General features: G+C 58.7%; 27 protein-coding genes, 1 tRNA gene and 3 pseudogenes. 11 read left to right on the forward strand and 20 right to left on the reverse strand.

What is annotated here, in order from left to right:
• Window positions 1-48: 48 nt before the first annotated feature.
• The 3 genes from gpt to K9B32_RS10300 form a co-directional block, all read right to left on the reverse strand.
• A complete protein-coding gene (gpt, locus tag K9B32_RS10290) occupies window positions 49-546 on the reverse strand; it encodes a xanthine phosphoribosyltransferase (protein ID WP_007532089.1) in 498 nt (165 codons plus the stop codon).
• Window positions 547-728: 182 nt separating this feature from the next.
• Complete coding sequence (locus K9B32_RS10295) at window positions 729-1571, reverse strand: universal stress protein (RefSeq protein ID WP_224561789.1); 843 nt, start codon at window positions 1569-1571, stop codon at window positions 729-731.
• Window positions 1572-1681: 110 nt separating this feature from the next.
• Window positions 1682-2458 carry a competence/damage-inducible protein A gene (locus K9B32_RS10300; RefSeq protein WP_224561790.1) on the reverse strand — a complete coding sequence of 259 codons (777 nt, stop codon included), beginning with the start codon at window positions 2456-2458 and terminating at the stop codon, window positions 1682-1684.
• Between the two features lie 221 nt (window positions 2459-2679).
• Here K9B32_RS10300 and wrbA point away from each other — a divergent pair, with 221 nt between their 5' ends.
• On the forward strand, window positions 2680-3276 hold the full coding sequence (gene wrbA, locus K9B32_RS10305; protein WP_007792676.1) for an NAD(P)H:quinone oxidoreductase type IV: 597 nt from the start codon (window positions 2680-2682) through the stop codon (window positions 3274-3276).
• A gap of 352 nt (window positions 3277-3628) precedes the next feature.
• Here wrbA and K9B32_RS10310 read toward each other — a convergent pair.
• The 3 genes from K9B32_RS10310 to K9B32_RS10320 form a co-directional block, all read right to left on the reverse strand.
• A tRNA-Leu gene (locus K9B32_RS10310) sits at window positions 3629-3714 on the reverse strand.
• Between the two features lie 67 nt (window positions 3715-3781).
• Entirely contained in the window at window positions 3782-4606 is an 825-nt protein-coding gene (locus K9B32_RS10315; protein ID WP_224561791.1) for a glycosyltransferase, read from the reverse strand.
• A gap of 332 nt (window positions 4607-4938) precedes the next feature.
• Window positions 4939-5286 (reverse strand): VanZ family protein, encoded by a 348-nt coding sequence (locus tag K9B32_RS10320; protein WP_224561792.1) that lies wholly within the window; start codon window positions 5284-5286, stop codon window positions 4939-4941.
• Between the two features lie 177 nt (window positions 5287-5463).
• Here K9B32_RS10320 and ilvA point away from each other — a divergent pair, with 177 nt between their 5' ends.
• The 3 genes from ilvA (at window position 5464) to K9B32_RS10335 (ending at window position 8559) form a co-directional block, all read left to right on the forward strand.
• Window positions 5464-6714: a threonine ammonia-lyase gene (gene ilvA, locus K9B32_RS10325; protein WP_224561793.1), complete on the forward strand. Its 1251-nt coding sequence runs from the start codon at window positions 5464-5466 to the stop codon at window positions 6712-6714.
• 36 nt (window positions 6715-6750) lie between these two features.
• Window positions 6751-7077, forward strand: coding sequence for an HlyU family transcriptional regulator (locus K9B32_RS10330; RefSeq protein WP_224561794.1), 327 nt, complete (start codon window positions 6751-6753; stop codon window positions 7075-7077).
• 210 nt (window positions 7078-7287) lie between these two features.
• Entirely contained in the window at window positions 7288-8559 is a 1272-nt protein-coding gene (locus tag K9B32_RS10335) for a sensor domain-containing diguanylate cyclase (RefSeq protein WP_224561864.1), read from the forward strand.
• A gap of 3 nt (window positions 8560-8562) precedes the next feature.
• Here the strand turns inward: K9B32_RS10335 and K9B32_RS10340 are convergent, their stop codons facing one another.
• Window positions 8563-9339 carry an SDR family NAD(P)-dependent oxidoreductase gene (locus K9B32_RS10340; protein ID WP_224561795.1) on the reverse strand — a complete coding sequence of 259 codons (777 nt, stop codon included), beginning with the start codon at window positions 9337-9339 and terminating at the stop codon, window positions 8563-8565.
• 105 nt (window positions 9340-9444) lie between these two features.
• On the opposite strand from K9B32_RS10340, the gene K9B32_RS10345 reads away from it, so the two are divergent.
• On the forward strand, window positions 9445-10023 hold the full coding sequence (locus K9B32_RS10345; protein WP_224561796.1) for a TetR/AcrR family transcriptional regulator: 579 nt from the start codon (window positions 9445-9447) through the stop codon (window positions 10021-10023).
• 46 nt (window positions 10024-10069) lie between these two features.
• Here the strand turns inward: K9B32_RS10345 and K9B32_RS10350 are convergent, their stop codons facing one another.
• A complete protein-coding gene (locus tag K9B32_RS10350) occupies window positions 10070-10684 on the reverse strand; it encodes an FMN-dependent NADH-azoreductase (protein WP_224561797.1) in 615 nt (204 codons plus the stop codon).
• A gap of 141 nt (window positions 10685-10825) precedes the next feature.
• Here K9B32_RS10350 and K9B32_RS10355 point away from each other — a divergent pair, with 141 nt between their 5' ends.
• On the forward strand, window positions 10826-11794 hold the full coding sequence (locus K9B32_RS10355; RefSeq protein ID WP_224561798.1) for a LysR family transcriptional regulator: 969 nt from the start codon (window positions 10826-10828) through the stop codon (window positions 11792-11794).
• A 51-nt stretch (window positions 11795-11845) separates the two neighbouring features.
• On the opposite strand, the gene K9B32_RS10360 is transcribed toward K9B32_RS10355, so the two are convergent.
• From K9B32_RS10360 to K9B32_RS10375, 4 genes and pseudogenes are all read right to left on the reverse strand, one after another.
• The gene (locus tag K9B32_RS10360) at window positions 11846-13840 is read right to left on the reverse strand and encodes a bifunctional 2',3'-cyclic-nucleotide 2'-phosphodiesterase/3'-nucleotidase (RefSeq protein ID WP_224561799.1); all 1995 of its coding nucleotides are present in this window, start codon (window positions 13838-13840) and stop codon (window positions 11846-11848) included.
• 98 nt (window positions 13841-13938) lie between these two features.
• Window positions 13939-14265: pseudogene (locus K9B32_RS10365) on the reverse strand (PilZ domain-containing protein); the annotation flags it as partial.
• 70 nt (window positions 14266-14335) lie between these two features.
• Window positions 14336-15232, reverse strand: a complete 897-nt coding sequence (locus K9B32_RS10370) for a DMT family transporter (RefSeq protein ID WP_224561800.1) — start codon at window positions 15230-15232, stop codon at window positions 14336-14338.
• Between the two features lie 87 nt (window positions 15233-15319).
• Complete coding sequence (locus K9B32_RS10375; protein WP_224561801.1) at window positions 15320-15781, reverse strand: Lrp/AsnC family transcriptional regulator; 462 nt, start codon at window positions 15779-15781, stop codon at window positions 15320-15322.
• A 153-nt stretch (window positions 15782-15934) separates the two neighbouring features.
• Between K9B32_RS10375 and ald the strand changes: the two genes are divergently transcribed.
• A complete protein-coding gene (ald, locus tag K9B32_RS10380) occupies window positions 15935-17053 on the forward strand; it encodes an alanine dehydrogenase (protein ID WP_224561802.1) in 1119 nt (372 codons plus the stop codon).
• Between the two features lie 62 nt (window positions 17054-17115).
• On the opposite strand, the gene K9B32_RS10385 is transcribed toward ald, so the two are convergent.
• The 5 genes from K9B32_RS10385 to K9B32_RS10405 all read right to left on the reverse strand — a co-directional run bounded on the left by K9B32_RS10385 (window position 17116) and on the right by K9B32_RS10405 (window position 20924).
• The gene (locus K9B32_RS10385; protein WP_224561803.1) at window positions 17116-17583 is read right to left on the reverse strand and encodes a DUF1203 domain-containing protein; all 468 of its coding nucleotides are present in this window, start codon (window positions 17581-17583) and stop codon (window positions 17116-17118) included.
• A gap of 101 nt (window positions 17584-17684) precedes the next feature.
• The gene (locus tag K9B32_RS10390; RefSeq protein WP_224561804.1) at window positions 17685-18248 is read right to left on the reverse strand and encodes a GNAT family N-acetyltransferase; all 564 of its coding nucleotides are present in this window, start codon (window positions 18246-18248) and stop codon (window positions 17685-17687) included.
• A gap of 4 nt (window positions 18249-18252) precedes the next feature.
• Window positions 18253-19122, reverse strand: a complete 870-nt coding sequence (gene sseA, locus K9B32_RS10395; protein ID WP_224561805.1) for a 3-mercaptopyruvate sulfurtransferase — start codon at window positions 19120-19122, stop codon at window positions 18253-18255.
• Window positions 19123-19139: 17 nt separating this feature from the next.
• On the reverse strand, window positions 19140-19877 hold the full coding sequence (locus K9B32_RS10400; protein ID WP_224561806.1) for an alanyl-tRNA editing protein: 738 nt from the start codon (window positions 19875-19877) through the stop codon (window positions 19140-19142).
• Window positions 19878-19883: 6 nt separating this feature from the next.
• Window positions 19884-20924 carry a cysteine synthase A gene (locus tag K9B32_RS10405; RefSeq protein ID WP_224561807.1) on the reverse strand — a complete coding sequence of 347 codons (1041 nt, stop codon included), beginning with the start codon at window positions 20922-20924 and terminating at the stop codon, window positions 19884-19886.
• Between the two features lie 231 nt (window positions 20925-21155).
• Here K9B32_RS10405 and K9B32_RS10410 point away from each other — a divergent pair, with 231 nt between their 5' ends.
• Entirely contained in the window at window positions 21156-21803 is a 648-nt protein-coding gene (locus K9B32_RS10410; RefSeq protein WP_411969698.1) for a ChrR family anti-sigma-E factor, read from the forward strand.
• Window positions 21804-21903: 100 nt separating this feature from the next.
• Window positions 21904-22737 (forward strand): SDR family NAD(P)-dependent oxidoreductase, encoded by an 834-nt coding sequence (locus tag K9B32_RS10415; RefSeq protein WP_224561809.1) that lies wholly within the window; start codon window positions 21904-21906, stop codon window positions 22735-22737.
• An 81-nt stretch (window positions 22738-22818) separates the two neighbouring features.
• Here K9B32_RS10415 and K9B32_RS10420 read toward each other — a convergent pair.
• Both K9B32_RS10420 and K9B32_RS29035 read right to left on the reverse strand, forming a co-directional pair.
• Window positions 22819-23073, reverse strand: a pseudogene (locus tag K9B32_RS10420) (class I SAM-dependent methyltransferase); the annotation flags it as partial.
• Between the two features lie 135 nt (window positions 23074-23208).
• Window positions 23209-23531: pseudogene (locus tag K9B32_RS29035) on the reverse strand (hypothetical protein).
• Window positions 23532-23714: 183 nt separating this feature from the next.
• On the opposite strand from K9B32_RS29035, the gene K9B32_RS10425 reads away from it, so the two are divergent.
• Together K9B32_RS10425 and K9B32_RS10430 are read left to right on the forward strand one after the other, a co-directional pair.
• A complete protein-coding gene (locus tag K9B32_RS10425) occupies window positions 23715-24488 on the forward strand; it encodes a hypothetical protein (RefSeq protein WP_224561810.1) in 774 nt (257 codons plus the stop codon).
• 224 nt (window positions 24489-24712) lie between these two features.
• Window positions 24713-24892, forward strand: a complete 180-nt coding sequence (locus tag K9B32_RS10430) for a hypothetical protein (protein WP_224561811.1) — start codon at window positions 24713-24715, stop codon at window positions 24890-24892.
• 190 nt (window positions 24893-25082) lie between these two features.
• Here the strand turns inward: K9B32_RS10430 and K9B32_RS10435 are convergent, their stop codons facing one another.
• Window positions 25083-25568, reverse strand: a complete 486-nt coding sequence (locus tag K9B32_RS10435; protein WP_224561812.1) for a flagellin — start codon at window positions 25566-25568, stop codon at window positions 25083-25085.
• Window positions 25569-25728 lie beyond the last annotated feature (160 nt).

The raw sequence follows: 25728 nt of genomic DNA on the forward strand, positions 1-25728 counted from the left end.
GTACAATTTGAAATTGTCACCGGTCTGTCAGGTTGCCGCGAGTCGCGCTCAGCCGCGGCCGGTCTTGGAGATCGGTTCCTGATAGGTGAACCCCATATCCCAAGGGAAATAGATCCAGGTGTCCTGGCTGACTTCCGTGACGAACGTATCGATCGTCGGAACACCCTGAGGCTTCGCGTAGACGCAGGCAAAGTGTGCCTTGGGCAGGATCGAGCGAACTTCCGAGGCCGTCTTGCCGGTATCGGTCAGGTCGTCGATGACGAGCACAGCTTCACCTTCGTCAGCGGTCAGTTCCGGCGCGATGCCCTTCAGGAGCATCATTTCGCCCTGGTTCACATAGTCGTGGTAGGAGGCAACACAGACCGTTTCGATCAGCCGGATGTTGAGTTCGCGCGAGATGATCGCCGCTGGCACGAGGCCGCCACGCGTGATGCAGACGATTGCCTTGAAATCGCGCTTCAAACCAGCAAGGCGCCAGGCGAGCGCACGCGCGTCACGGTGGAACTGATCCCAGGAGACGGGAAAGGCTTTATCGGGAAGGGACATGGTTTGCTCCGCGGCATGAATGATGACACGCCGTTTGCCGGCGGCCGGACAAGGCATTCCGCGATCGGCCAAACGCAAATCGCGCAGCCGAGACTGCGCGATTGGAGGACCGAAGCCGGAGCTCGTCATCGGTCGCCGCAATTAACGGATTCCGGGGGCAAAACGCAAGCCCCTCGTGATTCTTATCGCGACAGCAGCGTCAAAGCAGTCATTGACTGCAGCAGCGTTTTCGTGGTGCCGCCGAAAATCATCTGCCAGAGTCGCGAATGGGTGTAGGCACCCATAACCAGCAGGTCGATGCTGCTGTCGGAGAGACGGTTTTCGATGACAGTCGACGCGGATTTGTCCGCGCTTTGAGCAGTCGCCAAGGTGACCTTGACGCCGTGACGGGAAAGAGCCGCTGCGATGTCCGCGCCCGCGACAGCCGCAGACTGGAGTGCATTGTCGACGGGATCGACGGAGAAAATCTCGACTTCGTCGGCGGCTTTCAGGATTGGCAAGGCGTCGAACGCCGCGCGCGCTGCCTCCCTTGAGCCGTTCCAGGCGATCAGAACACGTTTGATCGGCTTCGGCTGGCGCAGCACAAAGGGGATCAACATGACCGGGCGACCGCTTTCGAAGAGAAAGTTGTCAATGTCGACGTGACTGTCCGACGGTTTTGCCGGATTGGCCTGTGACGCGATCAGCAAGTCAGCACTTCGCGCGCTTTCGATCAACGGTGCCGTGCCGTAGCCGGTGGATGAGGCGAAGCTACGCCATTCAAAGGAGACGCCTTCAGCCTGCGCTTTCCTGCGGAAGATGCGCTCTACTTCGACGGTTTCCGCATGCGCCATGTCCTGAAGAGCCTGCACGGCGACGGGGTCGGGTATCTCCATTGGCGCCACGAGAGGCACGACCGCGACGGTTTCCGCATGAAGGCCGATAACGTGGGCATTGGTCTGTGCGGCAATGGCAAAAGCAAAATCGGCCACGGCGGTGGTGTTGTCGACGGTGTCGAGAATGGCAAGTATCGTTTTGTAAGACATAAACAATTCTCTCCTTACGCGGATGAAATCGGCTAATCTTCAACGAGAATGCGCCGGCAAGGGCGCCGGTGCCTTGATGCATATCAACGGCGAGCCGGATCTCCTTTGTTCTACGCCTCTGCCGAGCGGTTTTCAGCCACCTCCTTTGCTTGACGGATGGTCTCGATCATGGCGCGCACGTCAACTCCCGCGGCATCGACCGCATCCTGCGAGCGGCTTCGGACGACGATTTCAGTCGAGAACGCCTGGCCGACATAGCGGGGGTAGGAGCCGATACTCGTCTCCGGGTGGGCTTTCTGGATGGCGGCAAGCGGCGTGCCGATGTCGCCCTCGCCGTAAGGGCAGGAGATCCCGAGCGAGAGCACGCGCGTGCCGGTGCGCAAGGTCGGTATGACCGCGTCAACCATGGCTTGGAAGACCTGCGGGACGCCGGCCATGACATGAACGTTGCCGAGGACGAAACCAGGTGCGGTCGAGACCGGGTTAGCGATATGGCGCGCCCCTCTGGGCATGCGGGCCATTCTCTTTCTGGCATCGGTAAATTCGAGCCCACGGCGCGCATACATCTCGCCGAGCAAGGTCATTGCGTCAGCATCGTATTCGCAAGGCAGCCCAAACGCTGCGGACACAGCATCGGCGGTAATGTCGTCATGGGTCGGCCCGATGCCTCCCGACGTGAAGATGTAAGCGTATTTTGCGCGCAGGGCATTCAGGGCCTCGACGATCGCATCCTCCTCGTCTCCGACGATGCGGACCTCCTTGAGATCGATGCCGCAAAGCGTCAGCATATCGGCCAGGTGGCCGATGTTCTTGTCTTTGGTGCGGCCGGATAAGAGTTCGTCGCCAATGGCAAGCATGGCGGCGGTGACAATTGTCTCATTGGTCATTGGAAATTTCCGAACGGTTGGATCCCAACATAGGTAGCGCCCTTTGCCGGTCTTGCAAATCGTGCCACCGCCGCTAGGTCACGCAACTGGCTCCAAGTATTTTTTCGTCTATGGCCATTGAACAGTGCGTTCTGCCGCATGGGGCTATGTTGATTACAGCGCGCTGCTAAGTTTCCACCGCTTACGAATTCAAACGCAAATTCCCTGATGGAGATAAGTAAATGGCGAAGGTACTCGTGCTCTACTATTCGGCCTACGGCCACATCGAAACCATGGCATATGCCGTCGCCGAAGGCGCAAAGTCGACTGGCGCCGACGTTGTTGTCAAGCGCGTTCCGGAACTGGTTCCAGACGAGGTTGCCAAGGCGTCCTACTACAAAATGGACCAGGCTGCGCCGATTGCAACTGTCGATGAACTTGCTGATTACGATGCCATCATCGTTGGTGCCGGCACGCGCTTCGGAACGGTTGCGTCGCAGATGCGCAATTTCTGGGATCAAACGGGCGGCCACTGGTTTGCCGGCAAGCTGGTCGGCAAGGTCGGTTCGGTTTTCACGTCCTCGGCAACGCAACACGGTGGTCAGGAGTCCACCATCCTCGGCTTTATCCCCACCTTCCTGCATCAGGGCATGATCGTCGCGGGACTTCCCTACGCTTTCCAAGGCCAGATGGGCGTTGATGAAATCAAGGGCGGCTCGCCCTACGGCGCATCCACCATCACGGATGGTGACGGATCCCGTCAGCCTTCGGCGATCGAGCTGGAAGCGGCAAAGTATCAGGGCGCTCACGTCGCCAAGATTGCCGCAAAGCTGGGCTAATCGGCTCCATTGCCGGCAGGCGCGGCCATCGGGGTCGCGCCCGCTCATACTCCGCAGAAAAGTTGCCGACTGCGTCAGCCGTAGAGGTCGTGCAGCTTCACTGCGTAGAAAAGAAGCGGTATTCCGAGAACCGCAATTGCGATCATGAATGCTGTTCCCGCCCTGAACAATTTGAGACGTCGCGTTCTCGTGCCATCCCAATCGTAAACCATCGCCTTACTCCCACAAGACAGCTTACAACTATGCGCAGCCCCAACCGCGGACCTTCTGGCGCGCGCATACAAGCACATTCGCAAGCGATGATAAAGGGCAAGTGCCGATGACCGTCTGACGTGGCTGCAGCGCTGCCTGATGGTGCGAGCGACGGGGATCGAACCCGTATAGCCTAAGGCCGAGGGATTTTAAGTCCCTTGCGTCTACCAGTTTCGCCACGCTCGCGTTCAACGATCGCAATAACTTAGCGAATCTCTTTTGGGAAGCTCTGCACGCCCAATCGTGGCGTAATTTATCGCCATATATTGAAATGCTGCTGCATGTACTCGATGCACCGGCGATTGGCTTCGCTACGGACCGCACCCTCGATGGTGGCGAGGTATAGTGAGGCGACATCGTGTGCAGCGGTCGTCCGTGGTTCTTCCAGCCCAGCAGGGAGCCAGATCGGGATGCCTTTCAGCGCAAGCATGCCGGACAACCAAACGTCATCGACTGCCCATATGACTTCAGGGATGTCATACGCGATATCATCGAAAAACTCTGGACGCACGACGACACCGCCGAGCCCTTGAAGTACATCCACGTAGCCGCCCTTTTCAACCAACGTCGGCATCGGTTTCGGCTGGTCCAAACGCAACACCATAGAAGCGAACTTATGCCGTAGTCGGCGGGCGCGGAGCAAAAGATCTATTTTCCGTCTGCGCACTGCTTTCGGCACGAAGGCGGAGGGTTTCGCAATGTGGGTTGGCACGTCCTTGCCGATCAGGGCTACGCATTCTGCTGGTCGCTCGTCCTGTGCCGCGAACAACTTAGAGGCCCAATTGGGCGAGAACACCTTGTCGTCATCGCAGAACAGAATTTGTGCCTTTTTCCCACGGAGCTCGCGTGCGGCAAACAGCACCTTAGACGCAGGTCCCATGTCTTCTTCAGGCCGAACTATCGTGATCCCAGGGGGCACGGATGGAATGGATCCATCGTAGTCGGGAAACCGCCGATACCGTTTGGGAACGTAGAGCCGGATCTCATCCACCGCGCCGTTCTGCTTAACTAGGCTGTTAAGCGTCGGTGCAAGCTTGGCGAAACGTGGAGGGATGGTAGAGAGTGAGATGATGCGCAATGTCGTGGGCACGCGGAACTGTAAGTGATTGATGGGAAGTTGGGTGGCACTATGCCATTCCGCGTTGAGTTAAGTCAACCAAGCCGACCCAGTGAGAACGAGTGGGATAGGCGTGGCAGCTAAATTTCGGCGCCGTGCCCAGCCGACATTCAAACGTTGTGCGAACGAAAGGGTTCTTGATCATTTTTCATCTAATCTGCGAGCTGTACTGAGAAAAATAGCTTGTAAAAAATGCAGCGTAAGAACTGCAACATCTTGCGACTGGCAGTTGCGCCAAGCTTTACCAGCGAAGACTCAGCCGATTAGTCGTCACCAAGCAGCCGCGTTTTTATCTATGAAGTGCCAGCTGTGGTTGCTGCGCACACCCGGGCAGCGAATATTCCCGCAGATGCGCCGAGGATCTTGACGAGCGCGTCGTGCAGGCGCGCGTGGCGCGTCGGCGACAGATATTGCAGATATTCGATCGCCAATGCGCCAAAGATTAGGAGAACGGCGACCGCGAGCCAATGCCTGGGATAGGCGACCGCGAACAGGAAGCCGACCAACAAATAGGCCAGCGCGCGGTCGAGATTGACCGAGGTCACGGTATGCGGCCGCAGCCCGATCGGCGACAGCGTGACGAAAATAATGGCCGCGAGAAGCAGCCAGGCAGCCGGCTTTGCAAATTTACTTGATATCATCGGGGCGATGTAGCCGCATTGCGAGCGAATTGATAGCGCACAATTGCGTTATCCGGCCAGCTTTGGAACTCCGATTTAAAAGATGACTTTTGAAGTAGACAATATTGGCGGATATGGGCTTTCTCGCTCCGCTCACTTGTGCGATAGCGAGAGCAAAACAGGAATGGACGAACGACCGTGACCAGACAGGATGTCGAGAGCGCTGAGGCGGCCATGCGCAGCCTCTTTCCAGCAACGCCACTGCAACTGAACGAGCACCTGTCGGCGCGTTATGGCGCCGACATCTGGCTCAAGCGTGAAGATCTTTCGCCGGTGCGCTCCTACAAGATTCGCGGTGCCTTCAATTTCTTCCGCAAGGCGATCGCCAAGGGCGCTGGCGGCAAGACCTTCGTCTGTGCCTCGGCCGGCAACCATGCCCAGGGCTTCGCTTTTGTCTGCCGCTATTTCGGCGTGCCTGGCGTTGTCTACATGCCGGTAACCACGCCGCAGCAGAAGATCGACAAGACTCGCATCTTTGGCGCGGAGTTCATCACCATCAAGCTGAGGGGCGACTTCTTCGATCAATGCTACCAGGCCGCCCGCGATCACGTCGAGGCTATCGACGGCGTGATGGTGCCGCCTTTCGACCACGCTGATATCATCGAAGGGCAGGCGACGGTCGCTGCGGAAATCCTGCAACAGCTGCCCGAAGGAACGCTACCTGATATGGTGGTGATGCCGGTGGGCGGCGGCGGCCTTGCGGCCGGCATCACCGGCTATCTCGATGGCCTCATGCCGAAGTCCGGCTTCATCTTTACGGAGCCGGCCGGAGCGCCGAGCCTGAAGCGAAGTATTGACGCGGGGCGCGTGGTGACGCTCACCAAGGTTGACAATTTCGTCGACGGCGCGGCGGTGGCGCGGATCGGGGATCTGAACTTCGCCGCCCTGGAAACATTCCCGACCGAGCAGGTCATGCTGATGCCGGAAAACGCGATCTGCGTGACCATTGGCGAGATGCTGAATGTGGAGGGCGTTGTTCTTGAGCCGGCAGGGGCATTGTCGCTGACCGCGATTGCCGCGATGGATCCGGAAGTGCTGAGAGGCAAAACGGTCGTTGCCGTCGTTTCTGGCGGCAACTTCGATTTCGAGCGCCTTCCAGACGTCAAGGAGCGCGCAATGCGTTACGCCGGCTTGAAGAAGTACTTCATCTTGCGGATGCCGCAACGACCGGGCGCATTGCGCGATTTCCTGAACCTGCTCGGTCCGGACGACGATATCGCCCGTTTCGAGTATCTGAAGAAGACGGCTCGCAATTTCGGCTCTGTCCTGATCGGCATCGAAACCAAGGCGCCCGAGAATTTTGCGCAACTCATCGCGAACTTCGAGAATGCCGCCATCGGCTTCGAGGACATCACTGAAAACGAGATCCTCGCAAACCTCATCATTTAACTTTTCCGGCACGAGCTGCCATGATAAAGGCGGAGTATGGCTTCGATCTTCTCCAGCATTTTTTCAATGTTTTCAGGCAGCGGCAAATCTGCTGACGCTCCGGCAGGCGTCTCTTCCGAGCCGCAGCTCTACGGCGACTGCACGATCTACGCCGAGCCGCAGAAAGAGGGCGGCCAGTATCGCCTTGCTGGCCGGATCGAGAAGACGGTCGGTGGAGAAGTCCTCGTGCGCAACTTCATTCGCGCCGACATGTTCGGATCTTCTGACGATGCGATCGAGTGCACGGTGCGCAAGGCGCAACAGATCATCGATCAGAACGGCCCGTCGTTGTTCAGCGATGGTGCAAAAAGTCGTCAGGTCTGATCCGCTTCCGACACGGTTTCTCCGGTGTCTGCCGTGACGGTATTAGTCCTCACGTAATCTTAAAGGATTGCGAGGAATCTTGGTGCTCGCAGCCTTGCAGGACAGCCACGTGCCTTACACCACACACGGGCAGCCACTGATGTTTGCCGCCGCTGATTCTTGGCGCGGCGTGCCGCCTCTGGCGTTGGTGCGCTGGATGAGGAGAGGGGCCTGATGCAAGCCTTTAATCTGCTGCTGTTTGTCATTGAAGCCGTTGGCTATTTCACGCTCATGGTGACGCTGCTGCATTTTCGCCAGCGCCTTGGCCTGGGTGTGTTTCTCACAGCCCTCGGCGTCATGCATTTCATGGAGACTTACCTCGCGGCCGTGTTTTATGTCGCGCTGCCGTTTGGCGTTGCGTCGCCCGGTTCGTCGGTGTTCTTCGCCGGCAAGCTGATGATGATCCTCATGCTGTATCTGCAAGAGGATGCCGCTACGGTTCGCCAACCGATCTACGGCCTGTTTCTCGGTAATATCCTGACGGTCGCCGTAGCCTGGTTGCTGCAGCTGCACACGCCTATCGATCTCCGCCATGGCGACAGTGCGAGCGTCGATTTCCTCAAGGAAATGGGCTGGCTGATGGTCTGGGGCACAACGCTTCTGTATCTCGATTCCATCGGCATTATACTGCTGTACGAGCGTCTCGGCCGCTATTTGAAGCGCAGGATCATCCTACGGTTCATGATCTGTGGCCTTGTCCTTCTAACTTTCGATCAGATCGGGTTCTTCGGTGCCTTGCACTATTTCCTCGAGATTCCAGCCTCCGCCTTCTGGGACGGGTGGAGGGCAAAGATGTTCGCCGTCTGCATCTATACGGCGCTCTTTGCCGTCTACGAGATTTGGATACGCCGCGACGGCGTTCCCGCGAGCGTGCGGCCGATCAGCGACGTCTTCAGCGATCTGACTTTCCGGGAGCGTTACAACGATCTGCTAAACCGGACGGGCAGGGACGTCCTGACGGGTGTCTACGACCGTACGCGCATGGAGATGGAAGCGCCGGCCATGGTCCGGGAAGCGTTGCGGCAAGGGCAGTTCGCCACTGTGATCATCCTGGATGCGGATCATTTCAAGGACGTCAATGACCGCTTCGGGCATCTGCAGGGAGATGAGGTGTTGAAGGCGATCACGCTTCGCCTCGGAACCATTTTGCGATCGGCCGACCGTGTGTTCCGCTTTGGCGGCGAGGAATTTGTCGCGGTCTGCCCGGCAACCGACCATGCCGAGGGAATGCGACTTGCCGAACGCTTGCGCTGGACGATCGCAAGCAGCGTCAAGACGCCGGATGGCAAGCCGGTGACCGTCAGCATCGGCGTGGCGACAGCCGATACCGACGGCGTGAGCTTCACAACCGTCCTTTCGGCGGCCGATGAGCGGCTCTATCAGGCAAAGAAAGGCGGCCGCAATTGCGTTGTTGGCAAGCCTGGGCTTGTGAAGACGGGCTAGCGATTACCCGGCGCGGAATATCTTGGCACCGGAGGGTGCGCCCGTCGCGCCGCCGTCGACCACGATCTCGATCCCTGTGACGTTGGTCGAATCACTTGAGGCGAAATAGAGCGCAGCCTTGGCAATCTCCTCCGCTTCGTTCATTCGTCCGAGCGGACTCATGCCGCCCAGTCGGGCTTCGAGCGCGGACATTGCATCGGCCGTGGACGCCATTGGCTGCCAGATCGGTGTCTTGGTGCCGCCGGGCGTCACCTGATTGACACGGATACCACGCGGCGCAAGCTCGGACGCCATATTGCGGGTCATGGCGCGCACAGCACCCTTTGTGGCGGCATAGGCCGACCAGCCAGGCGCACCGAGCACGGCATGCACGGATCCGTTGAGGATGACAGAACCGCCATCGTTCAGATGCGGAATAGCCGATTGGACCGTGAAGAAGACGGCGGTCAGGTTGGTAGTGATGATGGCGTTAAATTGTTCCAGTGACGTCCCGCCAAGTGGCGTAGCACCGCCAATACCCGCATTCGCAAAAAGCACGTCAAGTTTGCCGAATTCGGAAGCTGCTTCTGCAACTACCCGTTCTGTGGCTGCTACATCAGTAACTTCGAGCTTCAGCGCGAGCACGTTGCCGCCTAGCGCCTTTTCGGCAGCGGTGAGGGTCTCGGTATTGCGCCCTGTAATGATCACCTTGGCCCCTTCATCGAGGAAGACCTTGGCAGTCGCAAGACCGATGCCGCTATTTCCGCCGGTGATGAGGGCGACCTTATTCTGCAGACGCATTGCATGACTCCTCTTGGAAATTTACGCGATCTGGATTACGATCAACATCCATAAGGATTATGATTGTAATCTTGATAAGTCAACCGATCCCGGGAGAGAATTTTCATGGGCCACTCACAGCAGGATAAGCGCAAGACGCACGAGAGGATCGTCGAGATTGCCTCGAAACGTTTGCGCGAGAAGGGTCTTGAAGGCGTCGGGGTCGCGGATCTGATGAAGGAGGCGGGGCTGACGGTTGGTGGCTTCTACAAGCATTTTGCGTCGCGTGACGAGCTGGTCGCCGAGGCGATGCGGGCGGCTTTTGGCTCCTGGGCTGCGAAAGCGCGGTCCGAAGGGCGGGCTCCGGCGGACGTCGCGCTGGAGGAATATGCGGCGAGCTATCTGAGCCGGGAACACCGAAACGATACGGCTGGAGGGTGCCCGTTCGCAGCCCTCGCGGCTGACATCGCGCGCGGTGGCGAGAGGTGCCGGTCGCTCGCGACCGATCAGATGAAAACGAACTTGCACAACATGCAGGCGCGCATGACCGCGGCCGATGAAACAGAGGCTCGCCGCAAGGCGATTATCACGTCCTGTCTCATGACCGGTGCACTCGGCCTCGCACGGATCGCGGACGATGAAGTCCTCGCCAGCGAGATACTCGATACTGTGAAGGCTTTCGTGAACGAACTCGGCACAAAGTGAAACGGCCGGTGAGAGCCGGCCGTTTCAACATCAGTCTGGACACCAATTACGCGGCGAGGGCGATTTCCTCGGCGCGAGCCTTGGCAGCGCCAATCGCCTTTTCCGCAGCTTCCGGGCCAAAGGCGAGGCCTTCGACGTAAATCGTTTCGATGTCGGTGATACCGAGGAAGCCGAGAACCGACTTCAGATACGGAACAGCGTGGTTCATACCTGCTGCCGGGCCTTGAGAGTAGACGCCGCCGGAGGCGAGAACGACGTAGACCTTCTTGCCGGTAGCAAGACCAACCGGGCCGCTTTCGGTGTACGTGAAGGTGAGGCCGGCGCGAGCGACGTTGTCGATCCAGGTCTTCAGCGACGAGTAGATGTTGAAGTTGATGAGACCCGTACCGATGACGATCGTATCAGCGGCAAGCAGTTCAGCGACGAGCTCGTCGGAGGTCTTCACTGCGGCGGCTTCGGCGGCGGTGCGCTCATCGGCCGGCTTGCGGATAGCAGCGGTGAAGAGATCGTCGATATGCGGGAGCGGGTTGGCGGCGAGGTCGCGACGAACGACAGCGCTGCCCGGCTGCTGAGCCTTGATCTTCTCGACGAGGTCAGCCGCGATCGTGGTGGAAAGCGAGTCTACGCGCGGGCTGGAAGTCAAAAGCAGGATGGACGGCATGATTGAATTTCCTCTCGAATTAGCATCCACGGCTCTTGTAGGGAGCTTCGAGCCGCTGTTTCGAGGCAGAAAATAGGTCTGGCTGACTATCGAAAAAACTGTGATAATGTCGATCAAAATCATCGATAGATTGGATGGTAAATGCTTCCGAATCCGACATTGGACCAGCTGCAGGTATTTCTCACCGTTGCGGAAACGGGCAGCTTTTCCGCCGCTTCGCGCACGCTCAACCGCGCTCAGTCGGTCATCAGCTACACGATCGCCAACCTCGAGGCTCAACTGGAAGTGCCGCTCTTCGAGCGCTCCGGCGCAAGGCAACCGAAGCTGACGGAGGCCGGCAAGGCGCTTCTTGAGGATGCGCGGCGGCTTGTCTCGGATCTCGAGGTGATGCGCGCCCGCGTAAAAGGTCTGAAGGAAGGACTGGAGGCCGAAGTCTCCGTGGCGATCAGCGTCATGGTGCCGTCGCACGCGGTTGTCGACGTGCTGCGCGGGTTCCGTGACAAGTTCCCGTCCGTTGCGCTCAGTTTGACGGTGGGTGAACTCGGTGTGGTGATGGATCTCGTTTTGAGCGGCAAAGCAACGATAGGCATCGGCGGCGCTCTGCTGAAGCAACACGATGCGCTTGCAGCAGAACAAATCGGACATTCCTTCATGATGCCCGTTGCCGCGCATGATCATCCGCTGGCGAAGATCGGCAGACCGCTGACCCTGGCGGATGTCCGTGAGGAGACGCAGTTGGTGGTGACGGACGCGTCTGGTTTGACAAAGGGCCGCGATTTCAATGTGCTTTCCTACAAGACATGGCGGGTGAGCGACATTGCGACGAAACACTCCCTCATTCGCGGTGGGCTTGGTTGGGGCGGCTTGCCCGCCTCGCTTATTCGCAACGATCTGAGAAGCGGTGCTTTGGTCCATCTCGACTTGCCGGCCTTCGAGCAGGGAGAATATCCAATCTATGCCATGAGACGGATCGCCAGCCCGCCTGGTCCGGCGGCAAGCTGGATGATCGATGCGTTTCGGGTAAGGCTGGAGCAATGCCCCAGGCACGCCGATTTCACAGCCCAACTGGCCGAGCTATCGCCGCCCGATTTACCGATTGCCGCCGAGTAAGAGGACGCGGATTCCCGCGCCCTCCATTCAGCGCTGAAAACCTCCTGAGGCTCACATCGAGAGTATCAGCCTGAATTTCGAGAATCCGTCAGTGCCTTCGCCAGCGTCCTCGATCTTGACGCTCTTCACATCCGCGAGAAATTGCTTGGCCCTCGGACCGCTCTGGAAGACCGCCGTCGTCGCCGGCAGCGGTTTGAAGCTCCAGTTGCCGTCGGCTGACGGATTGATCGTGCCTTCCTCGTGGACGAAGCGGACGATGACGTCGCGATTCGTGTCCGGCGCCTGGAAGACGACCTTGTCGGCCGCAATTTCCGGAAACTTGCCACCGCCGCCGGCGCGGTAATTGTTGGTAACGACCACGAATTTCTGCTTGAGATCAATGGGCTTGCCGTCAAAGTGCAGGTTCTGGATGCGGTTTGCATCGGCATTGATCAGCTTGCCGTCATCATCGAACCGGCGCGGCTGCGATAGATCGATCTGGTAGGTGACGCCGTCGATCACATCGAAGTTGTAGGATGGGAAGGCGTTGTTCAGCAGCTCGGCATCCTTTGAGCCCGGCTTTACCTCGTTGAACATGGCGGCTGACATTTCCAGCCAGTTCTTCACCTGCTCTCCAGTAATGGCGACCGCCTGGACTGTGTTCGGATAGAGGTAGAGGTCGGCGACGTTCTTGATCGCGATGTCGCCGGCAGGCACGTCCGTATAGTAGTCCGCGCCGCCACGGCCACCCGCCTTGAACGGCGCCGCCGCCGAAAGCACCGGCAGGTCCTTGTATTCGGTGTCGGCGAGCATCTGCTTGATGTACCAGGTTTGCGCCTGGCTGACGATCTGAACTGACGGATCGTCAGCGACCAGTGCGAAATAGGAGTAGAGCGGGGCTGAGGTCTTGCCGACGGGGGTGCGCACGTAAGCGAGCGTTGCCTCGTGCTCGGCCTTTGCAGCCTCGATGACGTCCTTCTTGTCGACCACATCGGCGACGACTTTCTTTTTGTCATCACGGTGGTAGATCGGCCGAGCTTCGGAGGTGAAGTCAACGATCCTCCAGCCCTTGCCGTCCTTCTCCAGAAGGAGATCGATCAGGCCGAGATGCGAGCCCCAGAAGCCGGCCATGACGGCGGGCTTGCCGTACAAGGTGCCTTTCACCGGATCGGCGTTCTGGATGCCATCCCAGGTCTTGGGACCGGGGAAGACAAGGTGCTGGTGGCCGGTGAAGATGGCGTCGATTCCATCGACGGCGGCGAGATGCAGGGAGGCATTTTCCATCTTCTCGGAGGCTGCCGCACCGTCGATGCCGGAATGCGAGAGCGCGATGACAATATCTGCCCCTTCCTGCCTCATGACCGGCACCCAGGCCTTGGCAGCTTCGACGATGTCGCGCGTCTGCGCCTTGCCTTCGAGGTTTTTGATATCCCAAAGCATGATCTGCGGCGGGACGAAGCCGATGAAGCCGATCTTAACAGGGCTTTCGTTGCCGGCACCGTCCCTGATGGTCTTTTCGACGATAATGTAGGGCTTGAAAAACAGCTCATCCTTCGTCGGATCCGATGCGAGCTGGCCCTTCGTCAGGTTTGCGCAGACGAACGGAAAGTTTGCCCCGTTCAGCACCTTGAACATGAAATCGAGGCCATAGTTGAATTCGTGGTTGCCGAGCGTGCCGACGGTGTAGCCGAGCGTGTTCATGGCCTTGATGACGGGATGCACATCGCCGTCCTTCATCCCGCGCTGATAGGCCATATAGTCGCCCATCGGGTTGCCCTGCAGCACGTCGCCGTTGTCGATCAGCAGCGAGTTGGCAGCTTCTGCCCGGATGTTGTCGATGATCGTCGCGGTGCGCGCCAGACCCATCGTATCGTTCGGTTTGTCGGCATAGTAGTCGTAGGGAAAGACGTTGACGTGAATGTCGGTCGTTTCCATCAGGCGCAGATGAGCCTGATTGGCGGCTGCGCGCGCGCTAAAGGGATGAAGCAGGACGAGTGCAGACGTGGCAGCAATGCCGCCAAGCAGAGAGCGACGGGTCATTGGTGGCAGATCGAGAATGGAAGACATGAAAACTCCTTCGAAAATCACGCATCGCCCGGCCCGCAGGCGAGATTATGGTGATTTGCGAAGGAGTAAACCCTGAAAATGACAGGGGATTATCGCGTCAGGACTGGTTTTACTTCCTTGTGGAAGAACCGGAAATATGACGCCACCTGCGCGCGGGCATTGGAATTCGGATCGAACTGAATTCCCAGACGGCCATTGTGGCTCCAGCGGATGATGCCGTGCAGCGTGCCGAGATCATCGGCAAGAACCTGTACGCGGCTGCCGGAAGCGGCATGAATCGGCGCCCGGATTTCGACGGCCATGCCGGTAACCGACATGTCGAGGATGCGGGCATCCACTTCTTTGGTGAGATAGCGGACCTTACCGAATATGCGGCAGGACCGGCGTTCGGCCTTGCGGGTAATGATATTCAGATTGCGCTGCATGTTACGCTCCACCAGAAACATACAGATGAATTCTATGAGACGAACGTTGAGAATGCTTTAATAGCTCGATCTAAAATTGCCGAGATTCCTGTTGCCGACGCGAACTGCGTGCAACGACCTGTTCTCGCCAGACGGTGAAAATGCCCGCCGCGACGACGATGACGGAGCCGATGATCATGGTGAGGTTCAGCTTCTCGTTGTAGATCACGACGCCGATGATCGATGCATAGACGAGCTGCAGATAGGTCAGCGGCTGCACGGCGGTGGCATCCAGCATGTCGTACGCACGGATTAGGAAATAGTGGCTCGATATGCTGGTCATGCAGACAAGTGCCATCCATACCCAGTCCCAGCCCGACATCCAGGTCCAATAGAAAGGGCCGACCAGCGTCATGGCGATGCCGCCGACGACGCCCGTGTAGAAGAAGCTCGTCATCGCCGAGTCGTCCCGGCTGACAAGGCGCGTGGCGATGACATAGAAGGCGAACAGGAAGCACGAGAAGACGGCAAGCAGCAGCTTGACATCGAAGAATTCGCCTTCCGGCTTCAGGATCAGCAGCACCCCGACGAGACCCGCACCGATTGCCGTCCAGCGACGCCAGCCGACCCGTTCGCCAAGGATAGGCATCGAGAGCAATGCAATGAGAATCGGGGTTGCCGAGAAGATCGCCTGCGAGTGGGCAAGACCGATTAGGGCAAAGCAGTTGATGACGACGACGACCTGAGCGGCCAGCAAAACACCCCGGATCACCTGCAGCAGCGGCCTCTTTGTGTTGGCCGTCTGTTTCAAGCCACCCCTCATCCTGCTAGCAAGCGCTACGGTGAAGGCGGCGAAGGCCCAGTAGCGGATCATGGTTACGAAGACGGGTGGGTAGGCGGATGCCAGATGCTTCGAGATGCCGTCCTGCAGCGAGAAGATGGTGATCGCCAACAGGACGAAAACATAACCTTGGGTCTTGGATTTCATGCGTGCGTCTTACTGCGGGGGGGATCAGGCAGGGGTAACGAAGCTGCTGCTCCGATGCAAGAACTGTCTGCCGATTTTGGCTCTCTGTCAAAGCCCGACATTTGGCCTGTCGATGACTTCCCGCAAGGCAAAGCTGGAATTGATTTTGACGACGTGGGGAAGCGCCGAGAGCCAGTCGCGATGGATGCGCTCGTAGTCCTCGAGGTCACGGGCGGCGACACGGAGAATATAGTCGTATTCGCCAGACATCAGGTAGCAGACGAGGACGTTCGGACAGCGCTTAACGGCGGCCTCGAATTCGGAAAGCGTCTTCGCAAACTGGCCCGACAGGGAAATGTGCACCACCGCGATCATCTTATAGTCGAGCGCCTTGTGAGAGACGTGCGCATGGTAGCCGCCGATGACGCCGCTTTTCTCCAGTATATTAAGCCGCCGAGAACAGGCCGATGCCGACAAGCCGACCTTGGCCGCAAGATCGGCGTTGGTCATGCGGGCGTTGGACTGAAGTGTCTTCAGAATCGCAAGATCGATGGTGTCGAGTTCGGACATTCGAAGGACTTTCGATTATTTGCTCGAATTTGCAATAATCTTCGAAAATCAGTGTCGGCGCAAACCTTCTTTGCAAGGACATTTCGTGGCCGTGGTGGTTGGATTTCCTCGTCAAAACACTCCGCCAAGCGGACAAAAAGAGAGGAACGCCTAATGCGTGTCGGTTGCCCGAAGGAAATCAAGAATCATGAATATCGTGTCGGCCTGACACCTGCATCCGTTCGTGAATATGTCGCCCATGGCCATGAGGTCTGGGTTGAAACCAAGGCAGGCGCTGGCATTGGTGCCGATGATGCCGCCTACGCGGCCGCTGGCGCAAAGATTGCTGCCTCGGCCAAGGAAATCTTCGAGAAGTGCGACATGATCGTAAAGGTCAAGGAGCCGCAGCCCTCCGAATGGGCGCAGCTTCGCGATGGCCAGATTCTCTATACCTATCTTCACCTCGCGCCCGATCCGGAACAGACCAAGGGCCTCCTCGCCTCCGGCGTCACCGCTGTTGCCTATGAGACTGTGACAGATGACCGCGGCGGCCTGCCGCTCCTTGCGCCGATGTCCGAGGTCGCCGGACGCCTGTCGATCCAGGCGGGCGCGACCGCGCTGCAAAAGGCGAATGGCGGCCTTGGCATCTTGCTTGGTGGCGTGCCCGGCGTGTTGCCGGCCAAGGTTACGGTGATCGGCGGCGGCGTCGTCGGCTTGCATGCAGCCAGGATGGCGGCGGGCCTCGGTGCCGACGTCAGCATCCTCGACAAGTCTCTGCCGCGTCTGCGCCAGCTCGACGATATCTTCGGCGGTCGCGTCCATACCCGCTATTCCAGCATTCAGGCCCTGGAAGAGGAAGTGTTCTCGGCAGACCTCGTCATCGGCGCTGTGCTCATTCCGGGAGCCGCCGCACCGAAGCTTGTCACCCGCGAAATGCTGTCGGGGATGAAGCGAGGCTCTGTGATCGTCGACGTCGCCATCGACCAGGGTGGCTGCTTCGAGACGTCGCATGCAACGACCCATTCCGAGCCGACCTACGTTGTCGATGACGTGGTGCATTATTGCGTTGCCAATATGCCAGGCGCCGTGCCGGTCACTTCGGCCCATGCCCTGAACAACGCGACGCTGGTTTATGGGCTGGCGCTTGCGGACCGTGGGCTGCGTGCAATCGCGGAGGATCGTCACCTCAGGAACGGCCTCAACATCCATAAGGGCCGCGTCACCAATAAGCCGGTGGCCGAAGCTTTGGGCTATGAAGTCTACGCCCCGGAAAGCGTACTGAACGTAGCGTAATTCCCATCACGTTACGTGAGGCAGGGCCGATCGCATTCTCCTGCGACCGACCCTTTTTGCTGTCATCTGTCGATACGGCACTGATAGCAGTTGTTGCGCGCTGACCGCACGTGCACGTAGGCGATCTCGCGCCGCTCGAGGAGTTGGGCCGCATAGGAGCGAATGTCGGGTGTCAGTGTTACCGCGCCTGTGCCGTAGACAATGCGGTTTTCGGCATTGTAGCCGCGCACGATGAAATCCGGGCTGGTCAGAACCGGTGGTAGGACCTCTTCGGCGGCATAGCGCCCGCACGGTTCCTTGTGGAGAAAGACAGGGCCGGTTTCCGCATAGGGCTGAAGCTCGGGAAAAGGCCGGTAGGCAAAAACCAGCAGTTCCTCGCCCGCATCGATGTTGTTCAGGCAATGACGGCAGGGGTAGCCCGGGCCGTCTGAGACCATCGTCTCGGGCAAGAAACCGTAGGCATCTGTACCACCGTTCCAAAGATTTTCGGCGTCGGCAGTGGGCATGGCGGAAAAGCGGATGTCGGTCATTGCAGATCTCCTTGCTGATTGCCATGAGATGCGCCTTTGCAAGTGCGCGAGCCACCCGATTCCTGCGCAAGCGCCTCCAGCCAGAGTTCCGTTTGTCCTGCTCAACAGCCCTTCTTACTCAGCTCCAGCAGTTCCTTGTCGCTGAGCGGCCGGACGATGCCCGCGCCGGTGGAGACCGGAGAAAAGCCGAACATCTGGTAAAGCTGGAGCGCACGCGGATGATCGAGATTGTTGGTCGTCGTCGTCACTCGCTTCGGATTGAGCGTCCAGATCGCATAGAGCGCCTGCAGCAGGAACCACTTTCCGATCCCGAGACCAAGTGCATGCTCGATCAGCCCGAAGTGGCAGAGCTCGATGGTGTCCTCATCCTCGACGAAATATTCATAGAAACCGGCGGGTGCGCCATTCACGTAGAGCACGCTGATATTGTTGCGCTTATCATGCAGCGCCCTGGCCAGGTCCTCGTCCACCATTCGCATCCGATCCACCCACTGCCACCGGGCCCCGACCTGGCGGTAGAGATAGCGGTAGAAAGGCAGCGGAATATCCGGAGCGCGCATGATCGCCGTCTGGATGTTGATGGGCACCGGCAGGCTTGCCTTCGGCGGTGCCGTCATTTCCAGGCGCGTAATATGGGCTTTCAGGGACGAGGGGGCCTTCACCATCGCGTCAGGCTTTGACCGGTTCAGGCGGGCCAGTGACGATGGGCGTGTCGTCCCGGCCACCCCATTCGCTCCAGGAGCCGTCGTAAAGCTTGTTGTCGACATGGCCGAGCGATTCCAGCGCCAGCGTAATGATCGCGGCCGTGATGCCTGAGCCGCAGGACGTGACGACGGGCTTCGATAGGTCTATGCCCGCGTCCTCGATCGTCTGCTTGAGTTCCCGCAGCGACTTGAAGCGGCCCTGGTTGGCGAAGACGGCCGACGGCAGGTTGCGCGCACCTGGCATGTGACCGGAGCGCATACCAGCGCGCGGCTCAGGCTCGAGCGCTGCAAATCGGCCGGCGCTTCTGGCATCGGCTATCTGCAGGGCGCCGCTCGCAACGATATCCCGCATTGTGTCGAGAGTGACGACCCGCGAAGCATCGTAGGTCGGCCTAAATACCCTGGGCTCATAGTGCGGCACGGATGTCTCAAGCGGTCGACCCTCAGACTTCCATCCGTCAAGGCCGCCGTCGAGAACGTACACATTCCGCGCGCCCATCACACGAAACAGCCACCAGACGCGTGGCGATGCGAACATTCCGATCCCGTCGTAGACGACAATGCGGTCGTTTTCACTGATGCCGAGTTTTCCGACCTCAGTTGCGAAAAGCTCAGGCGAGGGAATGGTGTGCGGCAGCGTTACGGAATGATCCGCGATCTTGTCCTGATCGAAGCGGATGGCACCAGGGATGTGGCCGGCGGCATATTCCGCGTCGGCATCACGCTTCTGCGCCGGCAAATAAAAGGACGCATCTAGGACGCGCAAATCCGGCTTGCCCAATTCCGCCTGCAGCCAATCGGCCGAAACGACGAACCGGCTCTTCTCTTCGCTCATTCTGCTCTCCCTAGGCTTCAAGCTTCACCGCCGGGAGCGCCGAAGCGAATTCGGAAGCGGCGGTTTTCCTTGCCCTTCTTCTCGATCTTGGCAATGTGAATCTGGCCGACTTCCTGTGTTTCGGACACATGTGTGCCGCCGCAAGGCTGGCTGTCAATCGCAGAGTTTTCGCCGATGCAGACAAGGCTGACCCGCCCGAGGCCGATCGGCGGGCGAACATTCTTGGATTTGACGATGCCCGGATTGGCGGCAAGCTCCTCGTCGGTGATCCATTGCAGGTAGACCGGATGGTTCTGCCGCACCAGTTCCATCAGTTTTTCGGTCACTTCGTCCCTGTCGATCGTCTCGGTCATATCGAAGTCGACACGGCTTTCATCTTCGCCGACGGCCGCACCGGTGATCGGATAGGAGCAGATCACCGAGAGCAGATGACAGGCGGTATGCATTCGCATCAGCTTGTAGCGGCGCGGCCAGTCGACGTGCAGCACCAGCTTTTCGCCGACAACCGGCTTGGTCTCACCTTCGAGCGGCACATGGACGACGATGTCCTTGCTTGCCCCATGCTTTGTCTGTGCGAGCGCGATCTTGCTGCCGTCGGCGCGCTCGAGAAAGCCGGTATCGCCCGGCTGGCCTCCCGATGTCGCATAGAAGCAGGTCTGATCCAGCTCAATGCCCCCGTCTTCGTGAATGGCGGTTACAACCGCCTCGCATGTGGAAAGATAGAAATCGTCACGATAGAGGGCATTGACGGGCATGGGGTCTCACGCTGCTGGTTCGTACGGGATCTGTATGTCTTGCGTCTTGGCGAGCCACGCCGGGACGGGCAAGCCCTTCGAGGTTAGAAAATCCGGGTTGAAGAGCTTGGACTGATAGCGGTTGCCGTAGTCGCAGAGGATGGTCACGATGGTATGGCCGGGACCGAGCTCCTTAGCAAGGCGCACTGAGCCGGCAATATTGATCCCCGTCGATCCGCCCAGGCACAATCCTTCATGTTCGACGAGGTCGAAGACGTAGGGCAGGGCTTCGGCATCCGAAATGCTGTAAGAGAAATCGGGCGTAAAGCCTTCCAGGTTTGCCGTGATCCGGCCCTGACCGATTCCTTCGGTGATCGAGGAGCCAGCGGATTTAAGTTCGCCGTTCTTGTAGAATTCGTAGAGCGCGGCTCCGTCGGGATCGGCAAGGCCGATCTTGATGTCATTGCTGAAGGCTTTGAGGCCGGCTGCCACGCCTGCAAGCGTCCCGCCCGAGCCAACGGAGCAGATGAAGCCGTCGACTTTGCCATTCGTATCGTTCCAGATTTCGCGGGCCGTCGTTTCAATATGCGCCTGCCGGTTGGCGACATTGTCGAACTGGTTTGCCCAGATCGCGCCGTTCGGGTCCGTCTTCGCCAGCTGCTCGGCAAGCCTTCCGGATACCTTCACGTAGTTGTTCGGGTTCTTGTAGGGAACGGCGGGCACCTCGACGAGCTCGGCACCCAGCAATTTCAGGGCGTCCTTCTTTTCCTGGCTCTGGGTCTCCGGGATGACGATGACGGTTCGGTATCCAAGCGCCTTTGCAACGACGGTCAAGCCGATACCGGTATTGCCGGCCGTCCCCTCGACGATAACGCCGCCCGGTCTCAGCAATCCTTTCTTCTCTGCATCGCGAATGATGTAGAGCGCGGCGCGATCCTTGACCGACTGGCCCGGATTGAGAAATTCCGCTTTACCGAGAATAGTGCAGCCGGTCGCTTCCGACGCGCCCTTGAGCTTGATCAGGGGGGTGTTGCCGATTGCCTCTAGAACGGACGGATAGACGGTCATGGACTCTGCCTCTTTTGAACGCTTAGTTTAGGAACGGTCTTTTCCCTTCACAAGGCTAGGTTGGCAAGAAATGCTATTCCATCCCTTTGAGCGCAGCGACAAAATTAGACTTCATCGTGGTCCAGGGCGCTTGAGCCAGAGCCGTTTGCGACCGTCGTGATCCGGAGATTGACTTTCAACGTACGGACGATGACAAAGCAAACTATAAAAGCGGAAATGACCGAAACCGTCATGGTTCACGATGATATCGACACGGTCGATGCACTGATGGCGCATTACGTCGCCGGATCTCTTCCTGAGCCGGCGCGGGTGCTCGTGGAATCGCATCTGGAAATGAAGGCAGATCATCGTCTGCTCGTGAGCGATCTTGAAGCCCTGGCTGGTGAGGCTCTCGAGCAGATACCGGAGGCTGCGATCGGCGACCGCGAGGCACAGCTCGCTACCGTCTTCGCCTCCGCGCCGCCGGCCGAAGATCACGCGCCAGCCGATCTACAGGCACACGGGGGCTTCTTCCCGAAGGCGATTCGCAATCTGGTCGGTTATGATGTGGATACAGTGCCTTGGAAGACCAAGCTTCCAGGCTTCAAGGAATACTCCACCGACATCGATGGCTGCGAAGTCAGCCTGATGTGGATCAAGGCCGGCCGGGCGCTGCCCGCGCATACCCACAAGGGGATGGAACTCACCTTAATCCTGGACGGCGCGTTCAACGACGCACGCGGCCGTTTCGGACCTGGCGATATCTCGGTAGCAGACGAGAGCGTCGACCATCGGCCGATCGCCGAAAAGGACCGTCCCTGCATCGCGTTTTCGGTTCTCGACGCGCCGGTCAGACTGACCGGATCTTTCCGTCAGCTGATAGGTGACCTGATCGGCTGAAAGCAGCCACAATGGCGTGATATCGCCTTGAATCCGGGAGATGGCGAGGAACTCCCGGACCTGTTTTGACGTTCAGAAAACAGCCCGGAGGATATGTGCCATGCAAGACTTTGTCGCTCGTCCAGAACACGGAATTGCCTGGATTTCGGGTGCGAGTTCCGGAATTGGGCGAGCGTTGGCACTCAAGCTTGCGGGAGACGGATACAAGGTGGCTGTCACCGCTCGCGATCATGAAAAGCTTGCAGAATTGCAGGCCGAGGCTTCCGATCTGCCCGGCAGCATTATCGTGCTGGACGGAGATGTCACCAACGCCGAAGACATGGAGCATGTGCTCGCTTCAATCGAATATGAACATGGCGCGCTCGCGTTGGCGGTCTTTAACGCCGGCGTTTATCTCCCCGTCCATGCGGAGGAGTTGCAGCGTACTGATTTTGAGCAGAGTTTCGCGGTCAATCTGCAGGGCGTTGTGAATTGCCTCGTCCCTGCGGTGCGTCACATGAAGGCGAAGGGGCAGGGACAAATTGCCATCGTCTCGTCTGTTTCAGGCTACGGCGGCCTGCCGACAGGTGCGGCCTACGGCGCCACAAAAGCCGCCTTGATCAATATGGCGGAGAGCCTCAAATTCGATCTCGACAAGATGGGCATCCGCATCCAGCTCATCAATCCGGGCTTCGTCGATACGTCCGCAACGAAGAGAAACCAATTTCCCATGCCCTCGCTGGTGTCGGTGGAGGAGGCAGCAGAACAAATTTCGGCGGGCCTCAAGTCTCAAAGCTTCGAGATTAGCTTTCCGAAGCGCTTCACCTACATGATGAAGCTCGTCAATCTCCTGCCTTACAATCTCTATTTCTGGGTAGTGAATCGCTTCACAGGCTGGCGGGAGCGGCCGTTAGAAAAGCATGCGCGGCCGGGCATAGCGCATCCCGCAGAGTAGTCTTCGACGTCCGAGGCAAGGACGAGGCGGATGGCGGCCAGACAGGAGGTCATCTGTCGAACAGGCCGCCACCCGCTCTCGTCAGCTCCGCGAAAAGACGACCTGGCGGACGTCTATGTTTCTAGCGCGGAAGCCTGCTTCACAATAAAACAAATAGAATTTTCAGAGCCGCTTGAAGCGCTCGTCAAAGCCCCATGGGCGAACGCGCTTCCATACCGACAAAAACGCTCGCGCCACTTCGGCAAGTGTACGAGCGTAGTCTAACCCGAAACCAAAGTCCCTGACCAGTGACAAATTCACCTTCCAGCCAAGTTCGGCTGGGCGACCCTGCGTCGGCGTTTTGTTCTTGGCGCGAAACTACGGTAGGCGTGGATCAGACGTTCCTGCCTTCGTTCAGAGAGTTTCTGGAGGTTCAAGCGCAAGAAAAGGGCCGGTCATCCCGGCCCTCTTGGAAGCCGGCCGGCGGCCCGATCAGTTGTCGTATTCGCGGCAGGCGGCACTGATGGATGCGCCACTCTCGCCGCCACGGGGATCAATACCCGAATTTACCGCATACCCGGGCAATCCATTGCCTTGGGCTGGGGTGTGATGCTCTGCGTGGTCGTCGGGTTAACCGGAGCGACAGTGATCGGATGTGTGCCGTCGCCCGAGTAGGTGCTGGAGCTGGGATTTGTAGAACCACCATTCGTTGGGCCGATTGGATCGGGCTTGGATTAGGCAAAGGCGGAGATTGCCAGACCCGCAGCAAGAATTGCCGCGGCTACCGGTTCGGCCACGTCTAACAGTGGCGGCATTGGTTCAGCGATTGGAAAGGCGATCGTCGGCGAAGTATCCGCCGAGGCGTCGGTCACCTCGGTAACGCGAGCGCCATTGGGTGATATTGCTTCATACATCAGTGAAGCGGCGACGAGGCGCGGTATCGATCCAGATATCGCGCTGAGAGTAGCCAAGTCCGAGGCGGCCTCAGTAGTTGGAATATGCAATCCAACTATTTCAAGAATGGCGTGCAAGAGCTGTCCTTTGGCCCGTTTCAGCTATACAAGGGAGGCGGTCTCGGCAATGCATTCATGGCAAAGACGGGGCTTGATCCAGCTTATGCTGCTAACGGTCCTGCCGGCGTCGACTTTGCGCTCGATTATGCCAAGAAGAACGGCTGGGGTGCTTGGTACGGTGCGGGAAAAGCTGGAATCGGCGATTTCGAAGGTATCAATGCGAGCGTCGACAAGTTCTCAAAATCACTGGGCGGCGCGAGCGAAGCCATCGATGTCCAGTTCCGGCGCACCACAGATGCGGCATCCGGTCTTGGCAAGCTGGCGACATCTACCGGTTCGGCAACCGACGGTCTCCGGCAGTTAGGCACCGGCCTCAATAATTTCGGCCAGAAGCTATCGACGTCGTTCTTCCCTAGCGCGCCCACCGTCGGCGCGCTCGCGCTGGCTGGTCTCTTGCTGCTGGCCGCCAATGCTGTCTACAACCGCGGCTACGATGCAGGGGCCGGCAAGTTCAAGGCCGAGATTGCCGAGATGAAGGCTGCGGCAGTCACTGCCGCCAACGCCGAGACTGAGCGCCAAGAGGCGGCCAACAACGCAGCGAAAGCGCGCGAGGCAGCCCGCATCGTGCAGATGCAGGCTGAGAACGAAACCCTAGAAAAAAAGATCGAGGAGCTGCAGCGTGAGGCTGATCAAGATCCTGATGCTGGCCGCGTTGTGCTTGGCGCTCCCAGCGTGCGCCCTATCAATCAGATCCGATAAACTGATCGTCCGCCGTTACCGAAGCTCACCAAGCCAGACAGCGTATTGCTCGAGCGGTGCGTCGGGCCGGTCGATCTCGGCGACAAGGAGCTAACCCTGGCACTGCTTGAATATTATTGGAAGAAAGACAGAGCACGACTTCTGTCGTGCGCCCGTAAACACCTTGAGCTGCGTGACTTCTACGCCGACCGCGACGCTGGGCTCACCGGCAAGGCGGTGCAAAAGTGAGCGGCGAGGAAATCATGAAGGTCGCGCTGTTCTTCCTCACAGTGGCTGGCGCCGGATGGACGATCTGGTGGCGCATTGAGGGGAAGGCGAAGGCGGCAGAAGATAAGGCTGAAAAGGTCGCTGCCGATCTGGCTGCCCACAAGTTACACGCTGCCGAGACGTTCGCCACCAAGTAGGGAATGCAAGAACAGACCGCTCAACTGCTTCGGGCGATCGAAAGCGTAGGAAACAGGATAGATGGGCTCCACGAGCGTTTAGATAGGGCCTTCGAGCGAACCACGGGTCGCACTACTCGCTCATAATCAGCCGCCTCTGCTTAGTTGGGGAGGCGGCTCTTTTGTTTGCCGGTGGTTATGGCGGCACCGGCTATTGGAACAGTTTCAAAACGGCGCCTGGGGCGCTATTGGCGATGGAGAGCGACTGAAATGCCAATTTCTGTTGTTGCGTTTGTAGGGCTGCAAGCCTGGATGACTCCTCTTCCATGTCGGCGTCCACCAACCGCCCAATGCCGGACAAAATGTCGTCGATCAGGTCGTTCGCGAATTCGGTTTGCATCTCGATGTGGTTTTGAAGGGAACCGAGGGTGGCTGCCCCATCGATGACCCGCCCGAGCATGCTCTCGACGCTGGCAAGATAGGCACTCACCATGCCGGGATTCTTTTCGACGTCGATGGCCTTCAAGCCGCTCATCGGCAGCGGCTCGATGTTCACGATCATATTCGCGAAGCCTATCTTGGTCTTTCCGCCGTTCAAGCGATCGTCCAGAGGATCTGATCTTACGAGAATTTGCGATCCGTTGGCTTCGATAATGGTATTGGGACGGGTGATCAGCGCTTTCAGGACCGCCACCATGTCATCGGCCGTGTTGATCCAGCCGTCCGTCGTCCCGAGGATGGAATCGATTGTCGCCCGATCAATGGTATGGGTTTCGGTCGCCTCGGATCGCCGTCCATCTCAACAATGGAGACGTTCGGATCCTCACCCGTGGCTGGGCCGCGATTGAAGGCTAGGC

Origin of the sequence: Rhizobium sp. 3T7 (genome assembly GCF_020166565.1) — a bacterium.
Taxonomy (GTDB): Bacteria; Pseudomonadota; Alphaproteobacteria; order Rhizobiales; family Rhizobiaceae; genus Rhizobium.